This window comes from Pseudomonas sp. FSO-7 (genome assembly GCF_059579345.1).
Genome location: NZ_CM184193.1, coordinates 1281637 through 1297596, shown reverse-complemented (window position 1 = coordinate 1297596; position 15960 = coordinate 1281637). Strand labels below are relative to the sequence as shown.

Below are 15960 nucleotides of genomic sequence, written 5' to 3'. Positions count from 1 at the left end.
GCAGCCCAGCGGGAGCAAGCTCCCTCGCCACAAAAGCGGTGTTGTCCTTAAGACACAGCACACTGGCTGCTGACGATCAGACCTTCACGGGCTTCATAAGCCAGCCGCACCGGGGCAAACGAACGCCTGTGGATCGGCGTTGGCCCAAGGCGCGCCAGGGCTTCGAGATGCACGGGGGTCGGGTAGCCCTTGTGGCTGCCGATGCCGTAGCCCGGGTAGATCAACTCGAAGGCGCTCATTTCCCGGTCACGGCTGACCTTCGCCAGGATCGAGGCCGCCGCGATGGCTGGCACCTTGCCGTCGCCCTGGATGACCGCTTCGGCGCGCATCGACAGTTTCGGGCAGCGATTGCCATCGATCATCGCCAGCTTCGGCGTGATGTGCAGGCCCTGCACCGCACGCTGCATGGCGAGCATGGTGGCGTGCAGGATATTGAGTTCATCGATCTCTTCGACTTCGGCCCGGGCGATGCACCAGCTCAGGGCTTTCTCGCAGATTTCGTCGTAGAGTTTTTCGCGACGGGCCTCAGTGAGTTTCTTCGAATCATTGAGGCCCAGGATCGGCCGGTTCGGATCGAGAATCACCGCCGCCGTCACCACCGCGCCGCACAACGGGCCACGCCCCACTTCATCGACACCGGCCACCAGCTCTTCCACTTCGGCGACCAGGTTGAAGTCCAGGCCCATCTGTAGTTTTACGTTGCTCATGGTTTTGCGCCAATCAGGGTCAATACCGCGTCAGCCGCCTGGTTGGAGGCATCGCGACGCAGGGTACGGTGAATTTCGTCAAAGCCCCAGGTCTGCTCCTCGCCGCCGTCGATCAAGGGCGACAGCGTGTTGGCCAATGCCTCGGCGGTCGCGTCGTCCTGCAGCAGCTCCGGCACCAACAGGCGCTGGGCCAGCAGGTTCGGCAAGGACACGTAGGGGCTCTTGACCATGCGCTTGAGAATCCAGAACGTCAGCGGCGCCAGGCGATAGGCGACCACCATCGGGCGTTTGTACAACAACGCCTCAAGGGTAGCAGTACCGGAGGCAATCAACACGGCATCACAGGCCGCCAACGCATCATGGGAACGGCCATCGAGCAACGTCACCGGCAAATCGCGACCGACCAGCAGGGCTTCCAGCTGGACACGGCGTTGCGGGCTGGCACACGGCAGGACAAAACGTACACCGGGGCGCAGCGCCCGCAGGCGCTGCGCGGCGTCGAAAAACAGGCCGCCCAGGCGACTCACTTCGCCGCCCCGGCTGCCGGGCATCAAGGCCACCAACGGCCCGTCGGGCAAGCCCAACGCCTGGCGAGCTGCCTCGCGGTCGGCTTCCAGGGGAATGGTATCGGCCAGGGTGTGCCCGACAAACCGCACCGGCACGCCCTTCTCTTCGTAGAACTTGGCCTCGAACGGCAGCAGCGTCAGCATCAGGTCGCAGCCTTCGCGGATCTTCAGCACCCGCTTCTGCCGCCAGGCCCAGACCGACGGGCTGACGTAGTGCACGGTCTTGATCCCGGCCTGACGCAACTTGAGTTCGATATTGAGGGTGAAATCCGGCGCATCGATGCCGATGAACACATCCGGTTTTTCCTCGATCAGGGTCTGGATCAGCTTCTTGCGCCGGGCCAGCAGCTCCCGCAGGCGACCGAGCACTTCCACCAGGCCCATCACTGACAGGCGTTCCATCGGAAAATAGGAGGTCAGGCCCTCGGCCTGCATCAACGGCCCACCGACGCCGATGAATTCCACCGCGGGGTGCTGCGCCTTGAGCGCTCGCATCAGACCCGCGCCCAGAATGTCACCGGAAGCCTCTCCCGCCACCAGTGCAACGCGCACGTTAGCCATGGTCAGCGAGTGATGCCGCGGGTCGAAGACTGGATGGAATCGCGGAAGATCGCGACTTCCGGGTATTGCGCCGAAGCCTCGGCCAGTTCGGCAAGCGCCTGCTCGACGGTCAGGCCCTGGCGGTACACCACCTTGTAGGCGCGACGCAGGGCCGTAATCGCTTCTTCGCTGAAACCACGACGGCGCATGCCTTCGAAGTTCATGCTGCGGGCTTCGGCCGGGTTGCCGAACACCGTGACATAGGCCGGGACGTCCTTGCCGATGGCGGTGCCCATGCCGGAGAAACTATGGGCGCCGATATGGCAATACTGGTGCACCAGGGTGAACCCGGACAGGATCGCCCAATCGTCCACGTGCACGTGGCCGGCCAACGCGGTGTTGTTGACCAGGATGCAATGGTTGCCAATCACGCTGTCATGGCCGATGTGTGCGTAAGCCATGATCAGGTTGTGGTCGCCCAGGGTCGTTTCGGAACGATCCTGGACGGTGCCACGGTGAATCGTCACGCCTTCGCGGATCACGTTGTGATCGCCAATGACCAGACGGGTTTCTTCACCTTTGTACTTGAGATCGGGCGTGTCCTCGCCTACCGAAGAAAACTGGTAGATGCGATTGTGTCGACCAATCCGGGTCGGTCCCTTGAGAATTACGTGGGGACCGATCACCGTACCCTCGCCGATTTCCACACCTGCGCCGACAATCGACCACGGGCCGACCTCGACATCGGCGGCCAGGACGGCCGTCGGATCGATGATTGCGCGAGGGTCAATCAAACTCATAGTTTGCGTTCCGCACAGATGATTTCAGCGGAGCAGACTGGCTTGCCGTCGACCGAAGCCTGGCATTCGAACTTCCAGATCTGGCGCTTGCAACTGATGAACTTGGCTTCGAGGATCAACTGGTCGCCCGGGGTGACCGGCTGGCGGAAGCGCAGCTTGTCGGAACCGACGAAGTAATAGAGCGTGCCGTCGGCAGGCTTGACGTCGAGCATTTTGAAACCAAGGATCCCGGCAGCCTGGGCCATCGCCTCGATGATCAATACACCCGGCATGATTGGATGCGCGGGGAAGTGACCATTGAAGAACGGCTCGTTGATGCTGACATTCTTATAGGCGCGAATGCGCTTGCCTTCAACGTCCAGGTCCACCACCCGATCCACCAGCAGGAACGGGTAACGGTGAGGCAGGTATTCACGAATCTCGTTGATGTCCATCATTTCGGGGGGAAGCCTATGTAAAGATTGGGAGCGCACGAGTGACGCGCACTCCGCTAGCAAATCAAGATGCCCTAACGGCTGTGCACACTTGATATGGAAATGGTATCAGCCATCTGATGAAGCATTACCGCCAGGGGTCACGTCCCCTACACGCTTTTCCACCTGCTTGAGGCGCCGCGCGATGTCGTCGAGCTGACGGATACGCGCCGCGCTCTTGCGCCATTCGGCTGCCGGTTGCATGGCTGTGCCGGAAGAATAGGCACCCGGCTCGGTAATCGAGTGGGTCACCATGGTCATCCCGGTCAGGAACACGTTGTCACAGATATCGATATGGCCCACCAGGCCCACGCCACCGGCGAGCATGCAGTGCTTGCCGATCTTGGTGCTGCCGGAGATGCCCACGCAGGCGGCCATGGCGGTGTGGTCACCGACCTGGACGTTGTGGGCGATCTGGATCTGGTTGTCGAGCTTGACCCCATTGCCGATGACCGTGTCGGCCAGGGCGCCACGGTCGATCGCGGTGTTGACGCCGATCTCCACGTCATCGCCAATGGTGACGCCGCCGATTTGGGCGATCTTCTGCCAGATGCCTTTTTCATTGGCGAAACCGAACCCTTCGCCGCCCAGCACCGCGCCGGACTGGATCACCACCCGCTTGCCGATGCGCACATCGTGATACAGGGTGACCCGTGGTGCCAGCCAGCCACCCTCGCCGATCTCGCTGCGCGCACCAATGACGCAATGGGCGCCCAGCGTGACGCCGGCACCAATTCGGGCCGCGCTTTCGATGACCACGAACGGGCCAACGCTGGCCGTGGGGTCAACCACGGCATCTGCGGCGATCACGGCGCTGGGATGAATACCGGCGGCCGATGTCGGTTTGGGATCGAACAGATGGGAAATGCGGGCATACGCCAGGTACGGATCGGGCACGATCAGGGCATCGCCGGCAAACCCATCGGCATCAGCGGCCTTGAGCAACAGCGCGGCGGCCCGGCTGTCGGCCAGGTACTTACGGTATTGAGGGTTTGCCAGAAAGCTCAACTGAGCTGGGCCAGCCTCTTGCAAAGTGGCTAGCCCAGTAATTGCTTTCTCCGGGTCGCCACGCAGGGTGGCGCCGAGGAACTCGGCCAACTGGCCGAGCTTGATAGTCGCTGTCATGGATTACTTCAGCTGATTCATGCGCTCGATCACTTGGCGCGTGATGTCGTATTGAGGCTTGACATCGATCACTGCGCCACGCTCGAACACCAGATCAAAACCACCCTTCTTGATGACTTCTTCCACGGCGCTGTCGAGCTTCGGCTTGAGTTGCTTGAGCATCTCGCGGTCGGCAACGGCTTTCGCCTCGTTCAGCTCCTTGGACTGGAACTGGAAGTCACGGGCCTTTTGCTTGAACTCAAGCTCCAGGCGCTCGCGCTCGCCCTGGGCCATCTTGTCGCCACCGGCGACCAGACGATCCTGAATGCCTTTGGCGCTGCTTTCCAGGCCCTTGAGCTTGGTCAGTTGCGGGCCGAATTTCTTCTCCGCATCCACGGCGTACTTCTTCGCCGCGTCGGATTCCAGCAGGGCCATCTGATAATTCAGCACGGCAATCTTCATGTCGGCAAAAGCCGGACCTGCGACCAGTACGGTCGCCAGGAGAACCAATTGAGTCAACTTACGCACGATGTACTCCTACAAAATCCATTGTCGTTATCTTGGGTCAGACGCTTAGAACGTCTGGCCGAGGGAGAATTGGAACACTTGGGTTTCAGCGTCATCCGGTTTCTTGATCGGCATCGCCAACGCGAAGCTCAAAGGACCCAGCGCGGTGACCCAGGTCACGCCCACACCCACGGAACTGGCCAGGTTGCTCAGGCTGATGTCGTTGCACTTTGTGTCGGACTTGGTGCCGTTGGCGTTGGTGGTGTCACTGCAACTTGAATCGAAAACGTTACCCACGTCCCAGAATACCGAGGTACGCAGGGAGCGTTGATCCTTGACGAACGGCATCGGGAACAGAACCTCGACGCCACCCTGGATCAATACGTTGCCACCGAACGGCAGTGGATCCTGGTCCGGGTCGGCAATTGTGCCTGGGTTGTTGCCTCGACTCGGCGTACTGCGCGGGCCAAGGGTGCTGTCCTTGAAACCGCGTACCGAGTTGAAACCACCGGCGTAATAGTTCTCGTAGAACGGCAGACCATCGGTCGAGCCATAACCGTCGCCATAACCCAGTTCGGTGTGCAGGCGCATGGTGTAGTTATCGGTCAACGGCTGGAACAGTTGGCCACGGTAGTCGAGCTTGAAGAACGACAGGTCGCTGCCAGGAATCGTGCTTTCAAGCACCAGGCTCTGGGAATGACCACGGGTCGCCAGCACGCCCTTGTTCAGGGTCGACTCGGACCAACCGGCAGACGCCTTGAAGTTCAGGTAGCTGTCGCCTTCCTTGTTCACGAAATCGAAGATCTCGTCGACGGTGTAGCGACCGGTGTTGATCTTGTCCTGCTGGGCGGTGAGGCCGAAGGTCAGGCGCGAAGTCTCGCTGATCGGGTAGCCCACGTTGGCGCCGACACCGTAGCTGTCCACCGCATAGCTGGAGATGTCAGAGTCCAGCTCGTCATAGTCGGTGGTGCGGTAGAAGGCGTTGTAGCCCAGGCTCACGCCGTCAGCGGTCCAGTAGGGGTCCACGAAACCGAAGTTATAGCGGGTCTGGTATTCGCTGCGGGTCAAGCCGATGCTGACCTTGTTACCGGTACCCAGGAAGTTGTTCTGGGTGATCGAGCCACCGAGGATCAGGCCGGCACTCTGGGCGAAACCGACGCTGGCGGTGATCGAGCCGGAAGCCTGCTCTTCGACGCTGTAGTTCACATCGACCTGGTCATCGACGCCCGGCACGGCCGGGGTCTCGACGTTGACTTCCTTGAAGAAGCCCAGGCGCTCCAGGCGGGTCTTGGACTGGTCGATCAGGTAGGTCGAGGCCCAGCCACCTTCCATCTGGCGCATTTCACGGCGCAGCACTTCGTCCTCGGACTTGGTGTTGCCACGGAAGTTGATGCGGTTGACGTAGGCGCGCTTGCCCGGGTCCACGGCGAAAGTGATGTCGACGGTGTGGTCTTCATCATGGGGCTGTGGCACGCCGTTGACGTTGGCGAAGGTGTAGCCCTCGTTACCCAGGCGGCGGGTGATCAGCTCGGAGGTGGTAGTCATCAGCTTGCGCGAGAACACCTGGCCCTTCTGTACCAGCAGCAGCGACTTGACCTGGTCCTCGGGGACCTTCAGGTCACCGCTGAGCTTGACGTCACGAACGGTGTACTTCTCGCCTTCGTTGACGTTGACGGTGATGTAGACGTGCTTCTTGTCCGGGGTGATGGACACCTGGGTCGAAGCGATGTCCATGTTGATGTAGCCGCGGTCCAGGTAGTAGGAACGCAGGCGCTCCAGGTCACCGGAAAGTTTTTCACGGGCGTACTTGTCGTCGTTCTTGAAGAACGACAGCCAGTTGGTGGTCTTGAGTTCGAACAGGTCGATCAGGTCTTCATCCGGGAAAACCGTGTTGCCCACCACGTTGATGTGCTGGATGGCCGCCACGGTGCCTTCGTTGATGTTGACCTTCAGGCCGACGCGGTTGCGCGGCTGCGGCACCACTTCGGTGTCGACGGTGGCCGAGTAGCGGCCCTGGGCAACGTACTGGCGCTGCAGCTCGTTACGCACACCTTCGAGGGTGGCGCGCTGGAAGATCTCGCCTTCGGCCAGGCCGGATTGCTTGAGGCCCTTCATCAGGTCTTCAGTGGAGATCGCCTTGTTGCCTTCGATCTCGATACTGGCGACCGACGGGCGCTCGACTACCGTGATGACCAGGACATTGCCGTCACGGCCCAGCTGGATATCTTGAAAGAAGCCGGTCTTGAACAGCGCACGCGTGGATTCCACCAGGCGCCGATCATCCGCCTGCTCGCCGACGTTCAACGGCAAGGCACCAAAGACGCTACCCGCGGAGACCCGCTGGAGGCCATTGACGCGAATATCAGAGATAGTGAAGGACTCGGCGTGAACTTCGGCGATCATCAATACGGTGAGAACCGCAGTTAGCAGCAGACGTTTCATGAAGTCCTTTCTTATTCCAACTGGCAATAAACAAACTGCCGCAAAATGCGGCAGATTCGCAATTCAGCGAAGCGTTACAGACGACCCAGATCGTTGACGAGGGCAAGCAACATGACCCCGACCACCAAGCTGATACCGATCTGTATCCCCCAACCTTGCACCCGATCCGACAAGGGACGACCACGCGCCCACTCGATCAGATAAAACAGCAGATGCCCCCCATCCAGTACCGGGATGGGCAGCAAATTCAGAACCCCCAGGCTAATGCTCAGATAAGCAAGGAAATTCAGGAAATCAGCAACGCCCGACTGGGCAGAAGCGCCCGCCACTTTAGCAATGGTTATCGGTCCACTCAAGTTTTTTACCGAGAGCTCGCCGAACAACATTTTCTTGAGCGAGTCCAGCGTCAGGATGCTCATGGTCCAGGTACGACGCGCACCCTCGCCAATCGCCGCCACAGGGCCGAAACTGACCTCGCGGATCATTTCCGGCGGCCAGTCGACCGCCTTGACGCCCGCTCCCAGGTAACCGGTCGGCGCCTTGCTCTCGCCACGGGCGGCCAGGGTCACTGGGACGTCGATTGGAGCACCGTCGCGCTCGATGCGCAGCACAATTTTGGTATCAGGACGTACACGAACCGAATCGACCACCTGCTGCCAGTCGCTGACCGGCTGGCCGTCGAGGGCCAGCAACCGATCGCCGGTCTTCAGGCCGGCAGCCTGGGCCGGGCCTTTCGGGTCGAGTTCGGCGAGTATCGGCGGCAAGGCCGGACGCCATGGCTTGATCCCCAGGGAACGGATCGGATCCGGCTCGTCGGCGCCCTTGAGCCAGTTGTCCAGGACCAGCTCGCGAGGCGAGTCCACCGTGGAACCCTGCTCGCGCACCAGCAACTGCAACGACCCACTCTCACCCAAACGACGCACCAGCTGCAGGTTGACCGCCGCCCAGCCCGATGTCGGCTCACCATCGATAGCGATAATTTCCTGCCCGGCACCCAGCCCGGCACGGGCGGCGACGCTACCGGCCTCTACCCCGCCGATGACCGGACGCACCTGCTCGCTGCCCAGCATGGCCAGGCCCCAGAAAAACACCATGGCCAGCAGGAAGTTGGCAATCGGCCCCGCCGCGACGATGGCGATACGCTGACGGACGGTCTTGCGATTGAAGGATTGATCGAGCTGATCGGCCGGGACTTCGCCTTCGCGCTCGTCGAGCATCTTGACGTAGCCGCCCAATGGGATGGCCGCCACGACGAACTCCGTGCCTTTCTTGTCGTGCCAGCGCAGCAATGGCATGCCAAAGCCCACGGAAAAACGCAGGACCTTGACGCCACAGCGACGCGCAACCCAGAAATGACCGAATTCGTGAAAAGTGACCAACACCCCCAAGGCAACCAGGGTGCCGACAATCATATAGAGCGCGCTCATCTGTTTTCTCCGCAATCCTGTCCAGGGCAGCCCTGGCTAACGTATCGCAGCTTCAACGCCCGTGGCGCTGCAGCCATTGGCCCGCCAACTCACGAGCCCTGGCATCCGCCGTAAATACTGTATCGAGGTCATCAACCGAAACCACGGCCTCGAGATTCAAGACTTCCTCGATGATACTCGCGATCTCGAGGTAACGGACACGTCCATCGAGAAACGCGGCAACGGCCACTTCATTGGCAGCGTTCAACATGGCCGGTGCACTGTTGCCCACCTCGGCCGCCTGGCGCGCCAGGCGCAGGCAGGGGAAGCGCTGCTCATCGGGCGCCTGGAAATCCAGGCGAGCGATAGCGAACAGGTCCAGCGGCGCAACGCCCGAGTCGATACGCTCCGGCCAGGCCAGGGCGTTGGCGATCGGGGTGCGCATGTCCGGGTTGCCCAACTGGGCCAGCACTGACCCGTCAACGTAGTCCACCAGGGAGTGAATCACGCTCTGGGGGTGAATCACCACCTCGACTTGCGACGGCTTGGCATCGAACAACCAGCAGGCCTCGATCAACTCCAGGCCCTTGTTCATCATGCTGGCCGAATCCACGGAAATCTTGCGCCCCATGGACCAGTTCGGATGTGCACAGGCCTGTTCGGGTGAAACATGCACCAATTCTTCCAGCGGCGTCTGCCGGAACGGACCACCGGAGGCCGTCAGCAAAATCCGCCGGACGCCCACCGCGCCGAGACCACGGGAAAAATCCCGCGGCATGCATTGAAAAATCGCATTGTGCTCGCTGTCGATCGGCAGCAACACCGAGCCGCTCTTGCGTACAGCCTGCATGAACAGCGCGCCGGACATCACCAGCGCCTCTTTATTGGCCAACAGGATCTTCTTGCCGGCTTCCACCGCCGCGAGGGTCGGACGCAGGCCCGCCGCACCGACGATCGCCGCCATCACGGCGTCGACTTCAGGGGCGGCAGCCACTTGACAGAGCCCCTTCTCCCCCACCAGCACACGGGTTTGCAGGCCGGCTGCGCGCAGATCGTCCTGCAGCGCCCGCGCCACGCCGACCTCAGGCACCACGGCAAACCGCGGCGTGTGGCGAATGCACAACGCCAGCAATTCGCTCAAACGCGTGAAGCCACTGAGGGCGAACACCTGGTAGCGCTCCGGATGCCGGCCAATGACGTCAAGCGTACTCAGGCCAATCGAACCGGTCGCGCCAAGGACAGTGATCTGCTGGGGGCGACTCACGGTGCAGCCATCCACAACAGCACGGCAAAGATCGGGATCGCGGCAGTCAGGCTGTCGATGCGATCCAGCACGCCGCCGTGACCAGGCAACAGGTTACTGCTGTCCTTGATCCCGGATTGACGCTTGAACATGCTTTCGGTCAGGTCGCCGACCACGGAAACAAATACGATCAGGGCGGCACCAATAAGGCCCATGAACAGTTGCGCGACCGTCCAGTCCCGCACGAAACCGACCACCGTGGTGATCACCAGGCTCAAGACCAGGCCACCATAGACCCCTTCCCAACTCTTGCCAGGGCTGACTTTTGGCGCGAGCTTGCGCTTGCCGAAGGCCTTGCCGGAAAAATAGGCGCCGATGTCGGCACCCCAGACCAGCACCATCACCGCCATGATCTGCCAGTTGCCCAGCGGACCTTGCTTGATCCAGATCAAACCCTGCCAGGCCGGCAGCAGGATCAACAGGCCGATGACCAGCTTGGTCGCCGCATTGGCCCAATGATGCGTAGTCTGCGGATAGGTCAGGACCAGGAAGGTCGCTGTCGCCCACCACAGCACCGCGGCGCCCAGCACCCAAGGCGCAAGGCCGGGCACCACGTACATGATGAACAGCATGGCCGCCACGGCCGCTGCGTAGGCCACGCGCGCCGACTGCGCAGGAAAACCCGCCAGCCGCGCCCATTCCCACGCCCCCAGGGTCACGACCAGCCCGATGAACAGCGCAAAACTGGCGCCCTTGAGCAGGAAGAAACCACCCAGGGCGATGGGCAACAGGATCAAGGCAGTGATGATTCGTTGTTTAAGCATTAAACCCGGGCTCCAGCTTCGATCTGCTCGCTCGTTTTACCGAAGCGACGCTGACGGGAAGCGAAATCGGCCAGTGCGCTGCGCATGGCTTCGTGTTTGAAGTCCGGCCAGAACAGGTCGGAGAAGTACAGCTCGGCATAGGCCAACTGCCAGAGCAGGAAGTTGCTGATGCGATGCTCGCCACCGGTACGGATGCACAGGTCCGGCAATGGCAGGTCGCCGGTCGCCAGGCAGGTCTGCAACAGTTCAGGGGTAATGTCTTCCGGACGCAAGTGCCCGGCCTGGACTTCTCGCGCCAACCGCTGGGCAGCCTGGGCAATGTCCCACTGGCCACCATAGTTGGCAGCGATTTGCAGGACGAACCGATTGGAACCCGCTGTCGCGGCCTCGGCGTCGCGCATCGCAGCCTGCAATTCAGGATGGAAGCGCGAGCGATCACCAATGATGCGCAAGCTGATCTTGTTGTCGTCGAGGCGCTTGGCCTCACGGCGCAGGGCCTTGAGGAACAGGTCCATCAAGGCGCTGACTTCATCGGCCGGCCGCTGCCAGTTCTCGCTGGAGAAGGCGAACAGGGTCAGCACCTCGACCCCTGCCTCGGCGCACACCTCGATGACGGCGCGAACCGCATCGACCCCCGCCTTGTGCCCGGCGACACCAGGCATAAAGCGTTTCTTGGCCCAACGGTTGTTGCCGTCCATGATGATCGCCACGTGGCGCGGCACCGCGAACGGCACGGCCTGCTTGGTCTTTTCCATGAAAACGAGACCCTTATACGGCCATCAGGTCTTTTTCTTTCTGCGCCAAATCCGCGTCGATCTTAGCCACGTACTTCTTGGTCAGGTCGTCGATCTCGCCAGTGGCGCGACGCTCTTCGTCTTCGCTGATTTCCTTTTCCTTGACCAGGTCCTTGAGCTGGCTGTTGGCATCACGACGGATGTTGCGCACGGCAACACGGGCGTCTTCAGCCACATCACGGGCCTGCTTGGTGAAACCACGACGGGTTTCTTCAGTCAGGGCCGGCATGGAGATCAGCAGCAGCTCACCCAGGTTGGTCGGGTTCAGGTTCAGACCGGCACTGCCGATGGCCTTGTCGACCGCGCCCAGCATGTTGCGCTCGAAAGCCACGACCTGCAGGGTACGCGCGTCCTTGACGGTGATGTTGGCCACCTGCTTGATCGGGGTATCGGAGCCGTAGTACGGCACCATCACGCCTTCAAGGATGCTCGGGTGCGCCTGGCCGGTGCGGATGCGACCGAAGTTGTGCGCCAGGGACTCCAGGGATTTCTGCATGCGCTGTTCAGCGTCTTTCTTGATTTCGTTGATCATTGTTGCGCTTCCTCGATCAGTGTTCCTTCGGCGCCGCCATGGACGATATTCAGCAGGGCGCCAGGCTTGTTCATATTAAAGACACGTAGCGGCATCTTGTGGTCACGGCACAGGCAGATAGCCGTCAGATCCATGACACCCAGCTTGCGATCCAGCACTTCATCGTAGGTCAGATGATCGAACTTCTCGGCATGCGGGTCCTTGAACGGGTCAGCGGTATAGACGCCATCGACCTTGGTGGCCTTGAGCACGACATCGGCATCGATCTCGATCGCTCGCAGGCAGGCGGCCGAATCCGTGGTGAAGAACGGATTGCCGGTACCGGCGGCAAAAATCACCACTTCCTTGGCGTTGAGGTGGCGCATGGCTTTGCGGCGGTCGTAGTGATCGGTCACGCCAACCATGGAAATGGCCGACATCACGATGGCCGAGATATTGGCACGCTCCAGCGCGTCGCGCATAGCCAGGGCGTTCATCACAGTGGCCAGCATCCCCATGTGGTCGCCCGTGACCCGATCCATGCCGGCCGCGCTCAGCGCTGCGCCGCGGAACAGGTTGCCACCGCCGATGACCAGGCCGACCTGAACGCCGATCCCGACCAACTGGCCAACTTCCAGGGCCATGCGATCCAGCACTTTCGGATCGATCCCGAACTCTTCCGAGCCCATCAGGGCCTCGCCGCTAAGCTTGAGTAGAATGCGTTTATAGCGAGCCTGATAACCACTGCCCTGCTGAGCCATTGCGAATCTCTCCTGCGGCGTATTTTCGAAAATTCTTTGCAAACTGTTTACAGCCTGCGTTCACTCTAGCTGACGCTGACACAGCGCCATCGGAACACGGCTTTGTAAGCCAGTTCCGACAGGAAACCAATAAAAATCGGCATCCCCATCTGAAAAGAGGCTGCGCGCATAAGCGGGCAGCCTCTCCAGGGCGACAGTTACGAAAACTGTCTTATTGCTTGCTGGCAGCCAGCTGAGCAGCCACTTCTTCAGCGAAGTTGTCTACTGGCTTCTCGATGCCTTCGCCCACTTTGAAGTAGGTGAAGGAAACGATTTCAGCGCCGCCTTTCTTGGCCAGTTCACCGACCTTGATTTCAGGGTTCTTGACGAACGCCTGCTCAACCAGGCTGGCTTCTGCCAGGAACTTGGTGATACGGCCGGCAACCATTTTTTCAACGATTTCGGCTGGCTTGCCTTTGATCTTGTCTTCGTTGAGCTGCATGAACACGGCTTTTTCGCGCTCGATGGCGTCAGCGGAAACTTCCGAAGGCAGCAGGAACTCAGGGTTGCTGGCAGCGACGTGCATCGCGATGTCCTTGGCCAGCTCGACGTTGCCGCCTTTAAGGGCTACAACCACGCCGATCTTGTTGCCGTGCAGGTAGGAACCGACAACATCACCTTCGACGCGAACCAGGCGACGGATGTTGACGTTTTCGCCTACTTTGGCAACCAGGGCTTCACGAGCCGATTCCTGAGCGGCGATCAGCGGAGCTGCGTCGGTCAGTTTGTCGGCGAATGCTTTTTCGACGCTGGCAGCAACGAATGCCTTGAAGTCGTCTTGCAGGGCCAGGAAGTCAGTCTGCGAGTTGACTTCGATGATAACGGCAGCTTTACCGTCATCCTTGATACCAATCGCGCCTTCAGCGGCAATGTTGCCGGCTTTCTTGGCAGCCTTGATGGCGCCCGAAGCACGCATGTCATCAATGGCTTTCTCGATGTCGCCGCCAGCCTTGGTCAAGGCTTTCTTGCAATCCATCATGCCTTCGCCGGTACGCTCGCGCAGTTCTTTGACCAACGCTGCAGTAATCTCTGCCATTTCAAAATCCTCTTGGATAGGTTTTCAACCATTCCACCCGATCGAACGGGCGATCAATTCTTCCTGGAAAACCACTGCTTATAGGCCGCTGCAGGTTACAAACAGGTCACTGCGCTGGCGGCAAATGGTTTTCGAGGTGGCAAAAAGGGGGCCAAGCCCCCTTTTTGCTTACTGAGTCAACGCCAGGGGCGTCGATTACTCAGCGGCTGCTGCCGGAGCTTCTTCAGCGAAGACTTCGGTGCCGCCGTTAACATTGTTGCGACCACGGATCACAGCGTCAGCCATCGAACCCATGTACAGCTGGATGGCGCGGATGGCGTCATCGTTGCCTGGGATGATGTAGTCAACGCCTTCCGGGCTGCTGTTGGTGTCAACAACGCCGATGACCGGGATACCCAGCTTGTTGGCTTCGGTGATCGCGATGCGCTCGTGGTCAACGTCGATCACGAACAGTGCGTCAGGCAGACCGCCCATGTCCTTGATACCGCCCAGGGAGCGGTCCAGCTTCTCAAGATCGCGGGTGCGCATCAGCGCTTCTTTCTTGGTCAGCTTGGCGAAAGTACCGTCTTCGGACTGGACTTCAAGGTCACGCAGACGCTTGATGGAAGCGCGAATGGTCTTGAAGTTGGTCAGCATGCCGCCCAACCAGCGGTGATCGACGTACGGCGAACCGCAACGTGCTGCTTCTTCAGCAACGATCTTGCCAGCGGAACGCTTGGTGCCGACGAACAGAATCTTGTTTTTGCCCTGGGCCAGGCGCTCTACGAAGGTCAGTGCTTCGTTGAACATCGGCAGGGTTTTTTCAAGGTTGATGATGTGGATCTTGTTACGCGCGCCGAAAATGTACTTGCCCATTTTCGGGTTCCAGTAACGGGTCTGGTGACCGAAGTGCACACCGGCCTTCAGCATATCGCGCATGTTGACTTGGGACATGATAGTTCCTTGATAAGTCGGGTTTGGCCTCCACGTATCCCAATGACCAACCAGCGGCTGTATAGGCCGAAGGCACCCAGGTCATCGTGTCGACACGTGTGTGGATTTAAGCTTACGGGGTCATCCCCGGAAAGCGGCGCATTTTATACCACAGCAAGGGCGAAAACGGAACACGGATTCTGAAAACCTCTTGTGGCGAGGGGATTTATCCCCGCTGGGACGCGTAGCGGCCCCATACCAGGCGATTCAATCGACTTGATACACCATGCTGCCTGATGTTGGGCTGCTGCGCAGCCCAACGGGGATAAATCCCCTCACCACAGAGTTCCAGCCTGGAGAGCTCATTGTACTGATCGTCTGTTAGAATCGACTCTTTCAGGGCCGCGCTGCTCATCATCCGCCGCCCATTTCGTTTTGAACAGCGCCGCCGGGCGCAGAGAGAGCCTGTATGACCGTTACCCTCAAGACGCCCGAGGACATCGCAAAAATGCGTGTCGCCGGAAAACTCGCCGCCGAAGTGCTGGAGATGATCGCCGACTACGTCAAGCCGGGCGTGACCACCGAAGAGCTGGACCGCATCTGCCACGACTACATCGTCAACGAGCAGAAAGCCATCCCGGCCCCGCTCAACTACAAAGGCTTCCCGAAGTCGATCTGCACCTCGATCAACCACGTGGTCTGCCACGGCATCCCCAACGAAAAACCGTTGAAGGATGGCGACACCCTGAACATCGACGTCACCGTCATCAAGGACGGCTATCACGGTGACACCAGCCGCATGTTCCATGTCGGCAACGTGCCGGAGTGGGCCCAGCGCCTGTCCAAGGTCACCCAGGAATGCATGTACATGGCCATCGAACTGGTGAAACCGGGCTGCCGCCTGGGAGACATCGGCGAAGTGATCCAGAAGCACGCGCAGAAGAACGGCTTCTCGGTGGTGCGCGAGTTCTGCGGCCACGGCATTGGCAAGGTGTTCCACGAAGAGCCGCAGATCCTGCACTACGGCCGTGCCGGCACCGGCATGGAGCTGCAGGCGGGCATGACCTTCACCATCGAGCCGATGATCAACCAGGGCCGCGCCGACACCAAGGTGCTGGGCGATGGCTGGACCGCCATCACCAAGGACCGCAAGCTGTCGGCCCAGTGGGAACACACCCTGCTGGTCACCGAGACCGGCTATGAAATCTTCACCCTGCGCAGCGATGACACCATCGCGCGTGTTTCCGCCTGATCCGAACCCAGCCTATAGATCCGATAGATATAGATAGAAAGGA

General features: G+C 60.4%; 16 protein-coding genes. 1 reads left to right on the top strand and 15 read right to left on the bottom strand.

Features of this window, described 5'->3' with window-relative positions:
• Positions 1 to 47: 47 nt before the first annotated feature.
• From rnhB to rpsB, 15 genes are all read right to left on the bottom strand, one after another.
• Complete coding sequence (gene rnhB / locus AC515T_RS05535; RefSeq protein WP_496531721.1) at positions 48 to 707, bottom strand: ribonuclease HII; 660 nt, start codon at positions 705 to 707, stop codon at positions 48 to 50.
• On the bottom strand, positions 704 to 1834 hold the full coding sequence (lpxB, locus tag AC515T_RS05530; protein ID WP_496531720.1) for a lipid-A-disaccharide synthase: 1131 nt from the start codon (positions 1832 to 1834) through the stop codon (positions 704 to 706). The genes rnhB and lpxB overlap by 4 nt, the downstream gene beginning before the upstream one ends.
• A 2-nt stretch (positions 1835 to 1836) precedes the next feature.
• The gene (gene lpxA / locus AC515T_RS05525) at positions 1837 to 2613 is read right to left on the bottom strand and encodes an acyl-ACP--UDP-N-acetylglucosamine O-acyltransferase (protein ID WP_053118863.1); all 777 of its coding nucleotides are present in this window, start codon (positions 2611 to 2613) and stop codon (positions 1837 to 1839) included.
• The gene (gene fabZ / locus AC515T_RS05520) at positions 2610 to 3050 is read right to left on the bottom strand and encodes a 3-hydroxyacyl-ACP dehydratase FabZ (RefSeq protein ID WP_003184897.1); all 441 of its coding nucleotides are present in this window, start codon (positions 3048 to 3050) and stop codon (positions 2610 to 2612) included. Before fabZ ends, lpxA begins: the two co-directional genes overlap by 4 nt.
• A 105-nt stretch (positions 3051 to 3155) precedes the next feature.
• Positions 3156 to 4211: a UDP-3-O-(3-hydroxymyristoyl)glucosamine N-acyltransferase gene (gene lpxD / locus AC515T_RS05515; protein WP_496531719.1), complete on the bottom strand. Its 1056-nt coding sequence runs from the start codon at positions 4209 to 4211 to the stop codon at positions 3156 to 3158.
• A 3-nt stretch (positions 4212 to 4214) separates the two neighbouring features.
• Positions 4215 to 4718, bottom strand: coding sequence for an OmpH/Skp family outer membrane protein (locus AC515T_RS05510; protein WP_003184901.1), 504 nt, complete (start codon positions 4716 to 4718; stop codon positions 4215 to 4217).
• Positions 4719 to 4763: 45 nt separating this feature from the next.
• Positions 4764 to 7139 (bottom strand): outer membrane protein assembly factor BamA, encoded by a 2376-nt coding sequence (gene bamA / locus AC515T_RS05505; RefSeq protein WP_496531718.1) that lies wholly within the window; start codon positions 7137 to 7139, stop codon positions 4764 to 4766.
• A gap of 74 nt (positions 7140 to 7213) precedes the next feature.
• A complete protein-coding gene (gene rseP / locus AC515T_RS05500; protein ID WP_496531717.1) occupies positions 7214 to 8566 on the bottom strand; it encodes an RIP metalloprotease RseP in 1353 nt (450 codons plus the stop codon).
• Between the two features lie 52 nt (positions 8567 to 8618).
• Entirely contained in the window at positions 8619 to 9809 is a 1191-nt protein-coding gene (ispC, locus tag AC515T_RS05495; RefSeq protein WP_496531716.1) for a 1-deoxy-D-xylulose-5-phosphate reductoisomerase, read from the bottom strand.
• A complete protein-coding gene (locus AC515T_RS05490) occupies positions 9806 to 10612 on the bottom strand; it encodes a phosphatidate cytidylyltransferase (RefSeq protein WP_496531715.1) in 807 nt (268 codons plus the stop codon). Before AC515T_RS05490 ends, ispC begins: the two co-directional genes overlap by 4 nt.
• Entirely contained in the window at positions 10612 to 11367 is a 756-nt protein-coding gene (gene uppS, locus AC515T_RS05485) for a polyprenyl diphosphate synthase (RefSeq protein WP_496531714.1), read from the bottom strand. Before uppS ends, AC515T_RS05490 begins: the two co-directional genes overlap by 1 nt.
• Positions 11368 to 11380: 13 nt before the next feature.
• Positions 11381 to 11938, bottom strand: a complete 558-nt coding sequence (gene frr / locus AC515T_RS05480) for a ribosome recycling factor (protein WP_003184913.1) — start codon at positions 11936 to 11938, stop codon at positions 11381 to 11383.
• Complete coding sequence (pyrH, locus tag AC515T_RS05475) at positions 11935 to 12678, bottom strand: UMP kinase (RefSeq protein WP_003184915.1); 744 nt, start codon at positions 12676 to 12678, stop codon at positions 11935 to 11937. Before pyrH ends, frr begins: the two co-directional genes overlap by 4 nt.
• A 211-nt stretch (positions 12679 to 12889) precedes the next feature.
• A complete protein-coding gene (gene tsf, locus AC515T_RS05470) occupies positions 12890 to 13753 on the bottom strand; it encodes a translation elongation factor Ts (RefSeq protein WP_024619613.1) in 864 nt (287 codons plus the stop codon).
• A gap of 195 nt (positions 13754 to 13948) precedes the next feature.
• Positions 13949 to 14686 carry a 30S ribosomal protein S2 gene (rpsB, locus tag AC515T_RS05465; RefSeq protein ID WP_003198231.1) on the bottom strand — a complete coding sequence of 246 codons (738 nt, stop codon included), beginning with the start codon at positions 14684 to 14686 and terminating at the stop codon, positions 13949 to 13951.
• 448 nt (positions 14687 to 15134) lie between these two features.
• Between rpsB and map the strand changes: the two genes are divergently transcribed.
• The gene (gene map, locus AC515T_RS05460) at positions 15135 to 15917 is read left to right on the top strand and encodes a type I methionyl aminopeptidase (RefSeq protein WP_053118843.1); all 783 of its coding nucleotides are present in this window, start codon (positions 15135 to 15137) and stop codon (positions 15915 to 15917) included.
• The last annotated feature ends 43 nt before the right edge of the window (positions 15918 to 15960 follow it).

Bases quoted from the DNA above. Each gene is read 5' to 3' on its own strand.
- rnhB (WP_496531721.1), bottom strand. From the start codon at position 707: ATGAGCAACGTAAAACTACAGATGGGCCTGGACTTCAACCTGGTCGCC.
- lpxB (WP_496531720.1), bottom strand. From the start codon at position 1,834: ATGGCTAACGTGCGCGTTGCACTGGTGGCGGGAGAGGCTTCCGGTGAC.
- lpxA (WP_053118863.1), bottom strand. From the start codon at position 2,613: ATGAGTTTGATTGACCCTCGCGCAATCATCGATCCGACGGCCGTCCTG.
- fabZ (WP_003184897.1), bottom strand. From the start codon at position 3,050: ATGATGGACATCAACGAGATTCGTGAATACCTGCCTCACCGTTACCCG.
- lpxD (WP_496531719.1), bottom strand. From the start codon at position 4,211: ATGACAGCGACTATCAAGCTCGGCCAGTTGGCCGAGTTCCTCGGCGCC.
- bamA (WP_496531718.1), bottom strand. From the start codon at position 7,139: ATGAAACGTCTGCTGCTAACTGCGGTTCTCACCGTATTGATGATCGCC.
- rseP (WP_496531717.1), bottom strand. From the start codon at position 8,566: ATGAGCGCGCTCTATATGATTGTCGGCACCCTGGTTGCCTTGGGGGTG.
- AC515T_RS05490 (WP_496531715.1), bottom strand. From the start codon at position 10,612: ATGCTTAAACAACGAATCATCACTGCCTTGATCCTGTTGCCCATCGCC.
- uppS (WP_496531714.1), bottom strand. From the start codon at position 11,367: ATGGAAAAGACCAAGCAGGCCGTGCCGTTCGCGGTGCCGCGCCACGTG.
- frr (WP_003184913.1), bottom strand. From the start codon at position 11,938: ATGATCAACGAAATCAAGAAAGACGCTGAACAGCGCATGCAGAAATCC.
- pyrH (WP_003184915.1), bottom strand. From the start codon at position 12,678: ATGGCTCAGCAGGGCAGTGGTTATCAGGCTCGCTATAAACGCATTCTA.
- tsf (WP_024619613.1), bottom strand. From the start codon at position 13,753: ATGGCAGAGATTACTGCAGCGTTGGTCAAAGAACTGCGCGAGCGTACC.
- rpsB (WP_003198231.1), bottom strand. From the start codon at position 14,686: ATGTCCCAAGTCAACATGCGCGATATGCTGAAGGCCGGTGTGCACTTC.
- map (WP_053118843.1), top strand. From the start codon at position 15,135: ATGACCGTTACCCTCAAGACGCCCGAGGACATCGCAAAAATGCGTGTC.